Below are 11,574 nucleotides of genomic sequence, written 5' to 3'. Positions count from 1 at the left end.
TGGCGGTGATAAGTTTGGTAACAATAAATAACTACGAATATGAAATTATTACGGATTACCGGGATGGTTTCAACGAGGAAGCATTGGTCGCAAGGTTTAGCGATGTGCTGTCCAAATACGACTATATTTTAGGCGATTGGGGTTACGGTCAGCTCCGGCTGAAAGGTTTTTACGAAGACCGTAATTCCAAGGCGACATATGAAACGAAAATAAGCACGTTACAGGATTATCTTTATGAATACTGTAATTTCGGATGTGCCTACTTTGTCCTTCAAAAAGTCGGCAAGGTGAAGGTGCAGCCGGTCGAACAGGAATAGGATGGATGAACCGCTACGTACATAGGATGCTGTGTACAAGGCGGTTTATTCGTGTGCCCATTATGATATGATGGATTTGAGTTTAGACTACCGGGAGGGAACAACTTTGTACTTTATCGACCGTCAAAAAATTAATGAAACACTTGCTTATATGGAAAGCCTTCTCGCTTTATTTGAAGGGCATCAAAAATGGAATGAGAGCAAAGTCCAATCGCTAGCACTTGAAAGGATTGCACATACGCTCGTCGAGTCAATCATCGACGTAGGCAATTCTATGATTGATGGCTTCATTATGCGTGATCCGGGCAGCTATGACGATATTATCGACATCATGGAAGATGAGAAAGTGATTACGCCTGAAATGAGTGGCCCGTTGAAAAAAGTGATCGGACTCCGAAAAATGATTGTTCGGGAATTTGTTGAAGTGGACAATGAAGAGATTGAAGCGGTTTTACATGAAACAAAGGAAGAAATGAAAGCATTCCCGGTTAAGGTGAGGCATTACTTGGAGAATGAACTCGGTCCTGTTTCCGCCTTCAGCCCACAGGAGCAGTAAAGATGGACAACTATAAAGCGGTTTGCTTTGACTTGGATGGGACGGTCTACCGGGGAAATGAAGTGATTCCGGAAGCTGCTGTCTTAATTGAAGAACTTCAGCGAAGTGGCATTGAACCTTATTATATAACGAATAATTCTTCTCAGACGGCAAACCAATTTCAAACGAAACTCCACCGGATGGGAATTAAGACAACTCCGGAACAGATCATGACATCGGCCATTGCTTCCGCAAAATATTGCAAAGAGCAATTCGAAGGTGCATCCATCATGATGATTGGCGAAGAAGGGCTAGAACAAGCACTAGTTTCGGAAGGGTTTGAGCTGACCTCACAAAATCCGGACGTCGTTGTCATTGGAATCGACCGCAGCATTACATATGAAAAACTCGCTGCCGCCAGTTTGGCGATTCGCGCAGGGGCGCGTTTTATTGCGACGAATGGCGATCGAGCATTCCCGACAGAAAGAGGGCTCGTCCCGGGGAATGGCTCGTTTGTGAAGCTTCTGGAATCGACGACGGATCGCACTGCTATCTTTATTGGAAAACCGGAGCCGCATTTGTTGCATTTCATTCAACAAAAAGGGTATAGGAAAGACGAAATGATCATGATCGGTGACAACTACGAAACCGACATCCAGGCAGGAATCCGCTTCGGCATCGATACAATCTATGTAGAGGGCGGCGTGACAAGTTTGGAGACGGTGAAGGCGCAGTTGGAGCTACCGACATATCTTTACAAAAGCCTTGCAGATTGGAATAAAAAAGAACCGCAATGAAAATTACGGTTCTTTCTTGTCTTCGTCTAGCTCCGGGTGGCAGCCTCTCGGGTCGCTTCGGTCTTGAAAGAAAAGGCAAAAGCGCCTTTTTTTCAAGTCCTCCAGCGAAAGCCGTCACGCAGAACGGCTTTTGCGAGTAAAAGCAAAGCGTTACGAGCACATCTTTGATTTAACTGTCGGAACTAAACGCCACTCTCCGCTTTTGAGATTAGAATAAAGGATTTTCTTCTATGAATTGATAAATCCGCTCCGTCAATTCTTCTGGTGTGTCTGCTTCGACGACTTCACCATTGACGAGTGCATATAATCCTTCAGCACATTTCGTGCAATAACTGAGACAGCCATATTCCAGCACATCTATATTTGGATCCCTTTCCAACGCTTCCAATGTCTTCTGTGAACCGTTAGCAAGATTGCTCATACAGAATTCTACGATCGGATTCACGACGATCACCTCACCTACTTGGCATGCTACTCTTATTTTCATCAGCCGTCAAATAGGATGTCTTATTGTGAAACATGTCACAAACTGTTATAATCATGATGGGAATAAATCGGAAATACGATTGGCAAAGGAGAAAACTATGAGAAAACTAGTGTTATTAGGTGCAGGCTACGGTAATATGCGAATTTTGCTTCGTCTACTCAATAAAGAATTGCCCGCCGATTTGGAAATTACATTGATTGATAGAACACCTTTCCATAGTCTTAAAACAGAATTTTATGCATTGGCAGCGGGAACGGCACCAGACTCGGACATCCGTGTCGCCTTACCTACACATGAAAATCTTAAGGTCGTAGAAGGGGAAATCGCGAAAATTAAATTGGAAGACAAAGCGATCGCTCTCAAAAACGGTGAAGAGATCTCTTACGACGAGCTTGTCATCGGACTCGGATGCGAGGATAACTACCATGACGTACCGGGAGCAGCGGAATACACAAGCAGCATCCAGACAATCGGCCAATCGCGCGCCACATACAAACTGCTTCAAGGTCTTGGCGGAGGTGCGACAGTCGGCATTGTCGGCGCTGGCTTGAGCGGAATCGAGTTGGCGAGTGAATTGCGAGAAAGCCGGCCGGATTTGAAAATTAAATTATTCGACAGGGGACCACGCATCCTAAAGGACTTCCCAGAACGACTCAGCAATTACGTCAAAGATTGGTTCGACAAACATGAGGTAGAAGTCATTTCAAACTCGAACATAACGAAAGTCGAAGAGAATGTCCTCTACAATCACGAAGACCAAATCCATGTCGACGCCGTCGTATGGACCGCCGGAATCCAGCCGGTTGCAATCGCACGTGAACTGGACGTGGAAATGAACAGGGGACGCATCGTGCTGAACCAATATCACCAAATTCCGGGCTACGAAGATGCGTATGTCGTCGGTGACATCGCCGACCTGCCTCACGCGCCGAGCGCCCAGCTTGCGGAGGAGCAAGCGGAGCAAATCGTCCGTGTGCTTCGTCTCGTATGGAACAAGGAACCTTTGCCACAAGAGATGCCTGAAATCAAGCTCAAAGGCTTCATGGGCTCACTAGGAAAGAAACAAGGCTTCGCCTATCTTGCAGACCGCACCGTAACAGGACGCATTGCAAGACTGTTGAAGTCGGGTGTGTTATGGATGTACAAATGGCATAATGGATAATAGTAAAAACCTTTTCCACAACACGCGGAAAAGGTTTTTTGGTTCTCAGTTAACGAGCTTCATTATCAATACTAACATCAAGCTGGAATGAATCCATGCTTTTCCAATTCATTAAAAACCGGCTTCAACTGGATATAGCCTTCACCGATCACTTCATCCTCGATGATGACAAGAGGATAGAAGTATTCATCATTCCTCACTTGCTCCGCAATGCTTCTCTGTTTTGGATCTGCGATGTCCGATTCGATATCGATATATTCAATATCAAATGGCTGGTCCGGATACTTCCTGCCAATTGCTGCCTGCAGCCACTCGTATGTATCTTTTGAAGATGGCGCATTCACACAGCTCGCGCAAATAACATCCGCTCCGTAAATCTCGATTTTCACTTTCTGATTCTCCACGATTCTCACTCCTTCCGATTCTCTATTGGATTTTTTCTTCAATCCAGTTTATAATAAGTATAAGGAAAGGAGAGAAATAATACAATGACAGATACAGCGATGATGGAACCCGTACAAGAAGTTTTAAATAAATTGCGCCCATTCCTGCTTCGGGATGGCGGAGACTGTGAACTCGTAGATATTGAAGAGGGAGTCGTTAAGCTTCGTCTCCTAGGTGCTTGCGGCACATGCCCAAGTTCAACAATCACTTTGAAAGCAGGTATTGAACGAGCTTTGCTCGAAGAAGTACCTGGAGTCGTAGAAGTCGAGCAAGTATTCTAAGTGAAAAAGGGACTGTCCAGAAGAAATTTCTGCGGCAGTCTCTTTTGTTTTCAATTTATTAAAGCGCGCCCAAAGTGAGCCGCTCCGCGCCCAAAGTGAATCGTTTCGCGTCCAAAGCAAGCCGCCCCGCGCCCAAAGCCATCCACCTCATTTAGGAGTGAGCATTTTTCTCGCGCTGCTCCCTGATCTCCTGCCATCTTTCTTTAGCCATCTCGATAATGTGAGGATCGGTCGACGTCCTTTGACTTTCAATCACCCTTGAAAAGTTCCGGATGGCCTCATCCATATCACCGATTTGATAAGATAGTTCGGCCATTAAATACAAAACTCTCGTCTCGGACATTTGCGTCCCGGCATGATCCTCCGAAGTATACGCCTCTGTATACAAATTTCGTGATACTGTCCTGAACCGTTTGCTAGATTCAATGTCTTCCTTGTCATCATACAGCCAAGCGATCCGTAGCATAATGCCTGCCATCGTCAATGACTTCTCCCTCTTCACACTCGCACTGACATAAGCGAGTTTATAAGCTTCAATCGCCTCGTCGATTGTACGTTCATCCCCGAACGACCTGCCGCTCCATAGGGAAGTTATCTTTTGTGCAATTTCCTCTTTCACACTCGGTGCAAAATAACTGGAAAACTCATCAGTGAAGGCGAATCCGCACTTCGGGCAAACAGCCACATTATATAAAATCGGATTGACACTAGAATCCGCGTATATCGGTTTAAAATCGCTCTCATGCTTCGTAACACGGACGAAGCGTGAACGGATCTTTGTTGTCGTAAATTTCTCTTTGCAGTTTAGACATTCCATTTTCTTCACATACGTCGGACTTATTTCCAATCATCATCATCCTTTCGTACAATTCGTTCTATTATACATCAACTTGATTCGGATTGAGTGAATATCATTGCGTAATCGGTAAAATCACTGATATGATAGAGGAAAAGCGAAGAAGGTGGATGTAAATGAAACAATACGTTGAAATTACTGAAGCTGCGGCATTTCATGTGAAGGAAATGATGACTCATAACGGCGAGGAAGGCTCGTTCCTTCGTGTCGCAGTAAACGGCGGCGGTTGCAGCGGTTTGACATATGGCTTAGGCTTCGAACAGGAAAAATCGGACGAAGATTATCACTTAACCCAACACGGCATTCAAATTGTCGTTTCAAAAGAAGATGCGGGTATCCTTGAAGGGACGAAGGTCGATTACAAGGAGTCTTTGATGGGCGGCGGATTCACGATTGAGAACCCGAACGCCATCGCTTCATGCGGCTGCGGAACTTCATTCAGAACGGCTAAGAAAGTCGGCACACCGGAATCTTGTGACTAAGCTCATTATTCAGCCAAGGCGCAAGTACTTACAATCCCTCCCTCATCCAGAAGCCTCCGGGTTCATCTGGATGGAGAGGGTTTTATTGTTATATTCAAATTAATGATTTTTATCATTATGATGTTGAAAAGGCTTACCAAAACGGCTACTATTGAATAGTAGAAGTTTGTCGAATTAAGGCAAATGCCAGGACTGAGCAAATCGTTGTATAAACCGATTTTCAACGGACCCGGCACATAATAAAAATAAAGGTGGTTACGATTTTCGTGAAAAGACCGACAATCTTAGTATTAGGTGCGGGTTACGGCGGTTTATCCACAGTCGTCAACTTGCAAAAATCCATCGGCGCTGACGAGGCTGATATCGTACTAATTAACAAAAATGAATATCATTACGAGTCGACTTGGTTACATGAAGCGGCTGCTGGAACATTATCGCCTGAACAAGTTCGCTATGATATCAAAGATGTCATCAACGAAGGAAAAGTAAAGTTCGTTCAAGCGGAAGTTCAAGCGATCGATATCGAAGGAAAAGTCGTCACGTCTAATGTCGGTACGCATACTTACGACTATCTTGTCATTGCGTTAGGCTTCGAAGGTGAAACGTTCGGCATTCCTGGTTTGGACAAATATGCATTGTCTATCGCCAACGTGAAAGCGGCTCGTCAAATCCGTGAACATATCGAATATCAATTTGCAACATGGTCACTTGAAGATGAGAAAGATGACAGCCGTTTGACAATCATTGTCGGCGGAGCTGGCTTCACTGGAATTGAATTCCTAGGGGAACTTGGAAACCGCGTACCTGAACTATGCAAAGAGTTCGATGTCCCGCAAGAGAAGGTTCGGGTCATCTGTGTAGAAGCGGCGCCGATGGTTTTACCAGGATTCGATCCTGAATTGGTCGACTATGCTGTTAGACAATTGAAAGCCAAAGGAATTGAATTCTCTATCGGTACTCCGCTTGTGGAAGCGACTCCTGAAGGCGTCAACATTAAAAAAGGTGAAGATGAGTTTGAATTCATCAAAGCCGGCACTGTCGTATGGGCAGCTGGAGTTCGAGGCAACCGCCTGATCGAACAAACTGGCATTGAAAACATGCGTGCACGTGTTAAAGTCGAGAAGGACCTTCGTGCTCCTGGCCATGATGACGTATTCATCGTTGGTGACTGTGCATTGATGATCAATGAAGAGACAAACCGTCCATACCCTCCTACAGCGCAAATTGCGATGCAACAAGGTGATATGTGTGCGAACAACTTGATCGCATTGATCAAAGGCAACCCGACATCCGAGTTCGTTCCGGATATTAAAGGTGCCATCGCTTCCCTAGGTGACGACGATGCAATCGGTGTTGCTTTCGGCAAGAAATTGATGGGTAAAAAAGCATCATTCATGAAAAAGATGGTAGACAACCGTTCCCTTTACATGATCGGTGGATTAGGCCTGACGATTAAAAAAGGTAAATTCAACTTACTTAAATAAGATCCGAAATCATAATTTATAACACACCCGCCTATTCAGTGGCGGGTGTTTTTTTAGGAGGGGAGGATATCTATGGCGAAAAAGAAGCGCGGAAATGTATGGCTCGGGGCATCCGGCATTGTCATGAACAGTAAAGGCCAATGGCTCGTTGTCAAAAAGACATATAGCGGATTGAAAGGGATGTGGTCGCTGCCTGCGGGATTTGTGGAAGGAAATGAAACAGCCGACCAAGCCGCCATCCGTGAAGTGAAGGAAGAGACAGGGCTTGATTGCAAATTGGAAGGGATGGTCGGTTTCCGTACCGGCATCTTGAATGGGGATATTAGCGATAACTTGGCAATTTTCCTATTGAGCCCTCTGAATGAAGATCAGCTCTTAACTCCCCAAGAGGAGGAAATCTCGGAAGTCGCCTGGAAAACTCCATTCGAATTGAAGGATCTACCTAATGTATCCGCAATGATCAAAGAGATTGCCGAAAGGGCAATTGAATCAGGCCTGTTGGAAATGGAACAGATGGATCCGGGAGACTGGTTCGGTTATACATCTTATAAGCTATTTTATAAAAAATGATAGAAGTAGTGTTCAAATTTCGACAAATCATTGAATTGCCATCGTTTTATTGAAAGCGTGCAACCGTTCCTGTAAAATGATGAATGGAAAGCGGAGGTAGACAATTTGGGAACAATTTCATTGACGCATGTCGTTTTATCCATAATTATTTTCATGGTCATGTTTTTCGGAATAGGCTTCTTGTTAAATATGCTACTCCGTATGACGTGGTTGATGGCTATCGTCTATCCGATAGTCGTCATAATGATTATCGATGAAGTGAAAGTATATGAGTATTTCACAAAACCGGGCCATTCTTTCGGGTTGCTCGGCGAAAAAATCATGTCTCTTCATGCAGCCGATATTATCATTCTTGCAAGCGGGCTAGTTGGCGCCATCATTTCAGGGTTTGTCATTAAACTGCTCAGGAAGCAAGGATATCAAATGTTCTAATGGATACGCAAAGAAAAAGGTGCCCCTACAAGGGAGCACCTTTTTCTTTGTTTATGACACTAAAAATGAATACGTGATGACGGAAATGAAAATGCCCGTCATTGAACCTGCAAAGACTTCGCTAGGCTTATGGCCAAGAAGGGTTTTCAGCTCCATGATCTTTTGCTGTCCGTCTTTCTGTGGCCAGCCTTTCACCTCTGTCACGAAAGTTTGAAAATCCACCCTCATTTGATTAATGATTAATGCTTGCTGGCCTGCCTGATAACGGATGCCGGTTGCATCGAACATGACGATGACTGCAAAAATGGCAGACACGGCGAATAATGGAGAGCCGAGGCCGACTTCATAAGCGATGGCTGTCGTCAATGCAGACACTGCGGCTGAATGGGAGCTCGGCATGCCGCCAGTGGACGTCATCAATTTCCAGTCCAATTTCCTCGTCAATAAAAAGTGGATTGGAATTTTAACGAATTGGGCGAAAAAGATCGCAAATAATGCCGCGAGGAGCGGAGTGTTTTGCAATAAGGACATGATTCCACTCCTTTTCTAATGAAAATTCTACAAATAGTATACCATATCAGTTGTCATTGAAGACCGAAAGTCCGACTTTTTTGAAATGATTCTTTTTGGTTCGACAGCCTGTTGGTATATAATAGAGGATGTATGAAAAGTGGGAGGTAGTCAAATGAAAGCATCATTTATCGAACCCGATTTTGGAAATCTGAAATCGGAAGTGCTCATTGTTGGCGTGCCGGAACATCCGGAAAATGTTGAAGGCTGGAATACATTCGCCGACTCATTCAGCTCGCGTCTTATGGATTGGATCAAATCCGGCGATGTTAAGACTGACTTCAAAAAAATCGTCAAGATGCCTGCTTTGGAAGCGCGAGGATATGAGCGTGTCATTTTTATCGGCCTAGGCGCAACTAAAAAATTGACGGTGGATCGTTTGCGTCAATCCTTTGCAGCTTTAGGAAAAGAGCTAAAATCTTCAAGAGCATCGTCAGTAGCCATTTGGACGGCCCCGTTCACGAATGAGGAATTGACGTGTGAAGATGTCGTCTTTGCAGCCGGGGAAGGGATCGGCATGGGCTCATACCAATTCGAAGGGTATAAGACAAATTCGAACGAGAAAGATGTCGATTTGGAATCAGTGACATTTTTGACATCGGCAGATGAAGATGAATTGAAGGCTGCTTTCGAAGTGGGCAGTACATATGCAAACGCGGTGAATGAGGCACGGACGCTCGTCAATACGCCGCCAAACATCTTGACTGCAACGAAGTTGGCTGACTACGCAAAAGAGCTAGCGGAAAAATATGATTTTGAAATTGAAATACTAGGAAAAAAAGAGATGGAAGAACTGGGCATGGGAGCCATCTTAGCGGTCAACAAAGGATCCGTCGAGGAGCCTCGTCTCATCGTTTTAAAATATGCTGGAACTGAGCAATGGGAAGATGTCGTCGGTCTCGTAGGCAAGGGAGTAACGTACGATACTGGCGGCTACTCATTGAAACCCCGTGAAGGAATGGTCGGCATGAAAGGCGACATGGGCGGAGCGGCAGCCGTGCTTGGAGCGATGAATATTATTGGCGAGCTGCGGCCCGCAAAAAACGTCATCGCGGTTATCGGAGCGACGGACAATATGATTTCAGGCGAAGCGTTCAAGCCGGATGATGTCATAACATCACTTAGCGGGAAGACGATTGAAGTGTTGAATACCGACGCAGAAGGAAGACTCGTTCTTGCTGACGCTGTCACATACGCCAAGCAATCCGGCGCCGATTACTTGATCGACGTTGCAACACTTACAGGGGGCGTCATCGTCGCATTAGGCAATGACAAGACCGGGGCATTGACGAATGATGAACAATTCTTTGAGGAGTTCATGCAGGCATCTTTGGAAACAGGCGAATTCGTATGGAGATTGCCGCTGACAGAAAGTGATAAGAAGCGTATCCGAAAAAGTGATGTTGCTGATTTGAACAACTCTCCTGGCCGAGACGGCCATATGATCTTCGGAGGAGGGTTTGTCGGCGAATTTGCGGAAGACACTCCGTGGATTCATCTAGACATCGCAGGTACATCTGATGCGTCTGCAGCCCATGATCTTGGGCCAAAAGGCGCGACGGGTGTCATGGTCCGTACACTTGCTACAATTGTTGAACGGATGGCGGATGCTGATCTGACCTAACCCAACCAAAGTATTTTGAGCAGAACATTGAACGCAAGCGTAATTGATTCGACTCATGGGCATCCGTCCCTCCTCACTTCGCCCGTCACGAATAGGATAAGTGAGAAAGGGGGATATAGATGGTACGATATAGGCACGGTGGTTATGGCAGAGGTTATGGCAGAGGTTATGGACGAGGTGGAGCTGGTTTTGGATTTGGAATTGGGGGGCCATTTTTAGGAGGTTTATTCGGTAGCTTCCTTGGCAGTGCATTATTTCCACCTTACTATCCTTATGGGTATGGTTATGGGTATCCATATAGCTATCCTTATGGGTATCCACCATATTACAATTATCCACCATACGGTTATCCATATTGAAAAACACACTCGGCTTCCATATTGGAATGCCGAGTGTGTTATTTTAGTTAGAATATTAATCCTTTAATTGTTGCATATTCTTCGCTTTAGCCTCTTTAACAGCATCCTTCAAATCATCTCCAACAGTCAATTCAGTCGGCTTGACTCCCGACATGTAAGCGGCGCGGCCCATCAAATGGCCGCCAATTGGAGAAGTGATAAAGAGGAATACGATTCCTAGAAGCAGTGAGATACTGAAATGCCCTTCCTTCAACCAGAAATGAAAGAACACACCAAGCAATATACTTAGGACACCGAGTGTGGCGCTTTTCGATGCCGCATGAGCTCGAGTGTAGACGTCGGGCAATCGTAAAATGCCGATCATCGTCACAATCGTGAAAATGAGACCGACGACAATGGTCGTTACAATTAGGATATTAGCGATTACGGTCACGTTCAATGATCTCTCCTCTCTCAATGAACTTGGAGAAAGACACGGTACCGATGAACGACATGATTGCAATCAGCAAAATGACATCGATGAAAAATGCTGTGTCAAAAAGAATCGAAATTAGCGCGATTGCCGAAATGAGCAATACACCTATACCGTCAAGGGCGATGAGCCGATCCGGCACGGAAGGTCCGCGGAATACACGGAACATGATGCCGATCATCGACAACACAACGAGAATCAGGGACACCCATATGAACATCATCATGCTCGGCTCACCTCCATTATCGCCTTTTCAAAGGAATTTTTTATCGAATCGATCGCTTCATCCACATCATCAACATCAATGGCGTGGATGTATAATGTCCGTTGATCATCCGATACATGAAGCACAATTGTCCCAGGTGTCAACGTGATCAAGCTCGATAAAAGTGTGATTTCCCAATCATGCTCAAGCTCCGTCGGCAATGCGAAAATCATAGGTTGAAGCTTCAGTTTGGGACGTATGACGAGCATCAAAACAGAAATGTTTGATAGCGCCAATTCTTTAAAGAACAGGAGCGTCAATTTAATGGCCGACCATAGTCGCCAAACATAGAGCCTTGAATTGAAAAATCGTCTAGTCATGATGATTAGGATTAAACCGATCAAATAACCGATGATGAAAGTTGTCGCGGTCAAAGAGGAATTCATGAACATCCAGATGACGGCGATGAAAAAGTTCAATAATATTTGAAATGCCAT

At 45.0% G+C, this 11,574-nt stretch carries 18 protein-coding genes; 11 read left to right on the top strand and 7 right to left on the bottom strand.

Annotation, left to right across the window (positions count from 1 at the left end):
• The first annotated feature begins 14 nt into the window (after window positions 1-14).
• From NIT04_RS12685 to NIT04_RS12675, 3 genes are all read left to right on the top strand, one after another.
• Window positions 15-317 carry a YutD family protein gene (locus tag NIT04_RS12685; protein ID WP_252503939.1) on the top strand — a complete coding sequence of 101 codons (303 nt, stop codon included), beginning with the start codon at window positions 15-17 and terminating at the stop codon, window positions 315-317.
• A gap of 106 nt (window positions 318-423) precedes the next feature.
• The gene (locus tag NIT04_RS12680; RefSeq protein ID WP_252503938.1) at window positions 424-873 is read left to right on the top strand and encodes a DUF86 domain-containing protein; all 450 of its coding nucleotides are present in this window, start codon (window positions 424-426) and stop codon (window positions 871-873) included.
• A gap of 2 nt (window positions 874-875) precedes the next feature.
• Window positions 876-1,649 carry a TIGR01457 family HAD-type hydrolase gene (locus NIT04_RS12675; protein ID WP_252503937.1) on the top strand — a complete coding sequence of 258 codons (774 nt, stop codon included), beginning with the start codon at window positions 876-878 and terminating at the stop codon, window positions 1,647-1,649.
• Between the two features lie 208 nt (window positions 1,650-1,857).
• Here the strand turns inward: NIT04_RS12675 and NIT04_RS12670 are convergent, their stop codons facing one another.
• Window positions 1,858-2,094 (bottom strand): YuzB family protein, encoded by a 237-nt coding sequence (locus NIT04_RS12670; RefSeq protein ID WP_252503936.1) that lies wholly within the window; start codon window positions 2,092-2,094, stop codon window positions 1,858-1,860.
• 139 nt (window positions 2,095-2,233) lie between these two features.
• Here NIT04_RS12670 and NIT04_RS12665 point away from each other — a divergent pair, with 139 nt between their 5' ends.
• Window positions 2,234-3,298 (top strand): NAD(P)/FAD-dependent oxidoreductase, encoded by a 1,065-nt coding sequence (locus NIT04_RS12665; RefSeq protein WP_252503935.1) that lies wholly within the window; start codon window positions 2,234-2,236, stop codon window positions 3,296-3,298.
• Between the two features lie 77 nt (window positions 3,299-3,375).
• Here NIT04_RS12665 and NIT04_RS12660 read toward each other — a convergent pair whose 3' ends face one another.
• Entirely contained in the window at window positions 3,376-3,702 is a 327-nt protein-coding gene (locus tag NIT04_RS12660; RefSeq protein ID WP_252503934.1) for a YuzD family protein, read from the bottom strand.
• 84 nt (window positions 3,703-3,786) lie between these two features.
• Here NIT04_RS12660 and NIT04_RS12655 point away from each other — a divergent pair, with 84 nt between their 5' ends.
• Window positions 3,787-4,023, top strand: coding sequence for a NifU family protein (locus NIT04_RS12655; RefSeq protein ID WP_060210554.1), 237 nt, complete (start codon window positions 3,787-3,789; stop codon window positions 4,021-4,023).
• A gap of 151 nt (window positions 4,024-4,174) precedes the next feature.
• On the opposite strand, the gene NIT04_RS12650 is transcribed toward NIT04_RS12655, so the two are convergent.
• On the bottom strand, window positions 4,175-4,870 hold the full coding sequence (locus NIT04_RS12650; RefSeq protein WP_252503933.1) for a DUF2225 domain-containing protein: 696 nt from the start codon (window positions 4,868-4,870) through the stop codon (window positions 4,175-4,177).
• A gap of 125 nt (window positions 4,871-4,995) precedes the next feature.
• On the opposite strand from NIT04_RS12650, the gene NIT04_RS12645 reads away from it, so the two are divergent.
• From NIT04_RS12645 to NIT04_RS12630, 4 genes are all read left to right on the top strand, one after another.
• Window positions 4,996-5,361, top strand: coding sequence for an iron-sulfur cluster assembly accessory protein (locus tag NIT04_RS12645; protein WP_252503932.1), 366 nt, complete (start codon window positions 4,996-4,998; stop codon window positions 5,359-5,361).
• Window positions 5,362-5,627: 266 nt separating this feature from the next.
• Window positions 5,628-6,845 (top strand): NAD(P)/FAD-dependent oxidoreductase, encoded by a 1,218-nt coding sequence (locus tag NIT04_RS12640; protein ID WP_252503931.1) that lies wholly within the window; start codon window positions 5,628-5,630, stop codon window positions 6,843-6,845.
• A gap of 72 nt (window positions 6,846-6,917) precedes the next feature.
• Window positions 6,918-7,415 carry an NUDIX domain-containing protein gene (locus tag NIT04_RS12635; protein ID WP_252503930.1) on the top strand — a complete coding sequence of 166 codons (498 nt, stop codon included), beginning with the start codon at window positions 6,918-6,920 and terminating at the stop codon, window positions 7,413-7,415.
• Window positions 7,416-7,520: 105 nt separating this feature from the next.
• On the top strand, window positions 7,521-7,847 hold the full coding sequence (locus NIT04_RS12630) for a YuiB family protein (RefSeq protein WP_256470615.1): 327 nt from the start codon (window positions 7,521-7,523) through the stop codon (window positions 7,845-7,847).
• Between the two features lie 51 nt (window positions 7,848-7,898).
• On the opposite strand, the gene NIT04_RS12625 is transcribed toward NIT04_RS12630, so the two are convergent.
• On the bottom strand, window positions 7,899-8,378 hold the full coding sequence (locus tag NIT04_RS12625; protein WP_252503929.1) for a divergent PAP2 family protein: 480 nt from the start codon (window positions 8,376-8,378) through the stop codon (window positions 7,899-7,901).
• A 154-nt stretch (window positions 8,379-8,532) separates the two neighbouring features.
• On the opposite strand from NIT04_RS12625, the gene NIT04_RS12620 reads away from it, so the two are divergent.
• Window positions 8,533-10,041, top strand: coding sequence for a leucyl aminopeptidase (locus NIT04_RS12620; protein ID WP_252503928.1), 1,509 nt, complete (start codon window positions 8,533-8,535; stop codon window positions 10,039-10,041).
• 119 nt (window positions 10,042-10,160) lie between these two features.
• Window positions 10,161-10,400, top strand: coding sequence for a hypothetical protein (locus tag NIT04_RS12615; RefSeq protein WP_305880106.1), 240 nt, complete (start codon window positions 10,161-10,163; stop codon window positions 10,398-10,400).
• A 55-nt stretch (window positions 10,401-10,455) separates the two neighbouring features.
• Here the strand turns inward: NIT04_RS12615 and mnhG are convergent, their stop codons facing one another.
• From mnhG to NIT04_RS12600, 3 genes are read right to left on the bottom strand one after another with little or no spacing between them, the layout of a single operon-like run.
• Window positions 10,456-10,833: a monovalent cation/H(+) antiporter subunit G gene (gene mnhG, locus NIT04_RS12610; protein ID WP_252505098.1), complete on the bottom strand. Its 378-nt coding sequence runs from the start codon at window positions 10,831-10,833 to the stop codon at window positions 10,456-10,458.
• A complete protein-coding gene (locus NIT04_RS12605; protein ID WP_252503927.1) occupies window positions 10,817-11,098 on the bottom strand; it encodes a Na(+)/H(+) antiporter subunit F1 in 282 nt (93 codons plus the stop codon). Before NIT04_RS12605 ends, mnhG begins: the two co-directional genes overlap by 17 nt.
• A complete protein-coding gene (locus NIT04_RS12600; RefSeq protein ID WP_252503926.1) occupies window positions 11,095-11,574 on the bottom strand; it encodes a Na+/H+ antiporter subunit E in 480 nt (159 codons plus the stop codon). The genes NIT04_RS12605 and NIT04_RS12600 overlap by 4 nt, the downstream gene beginning before the upstream one ends.

The organism is Sporosarcina sp. Marseille-Q4943 (assembly GCF_943736995.1).
Classification (GTDB): Bacteria; Bacillota; Bacilli; order Bacillales_A; family Planococcaceae; genus Sporosarcina.
This window is presented reverse-complemented; position numbering and strand designations above follow the sequence as displayed.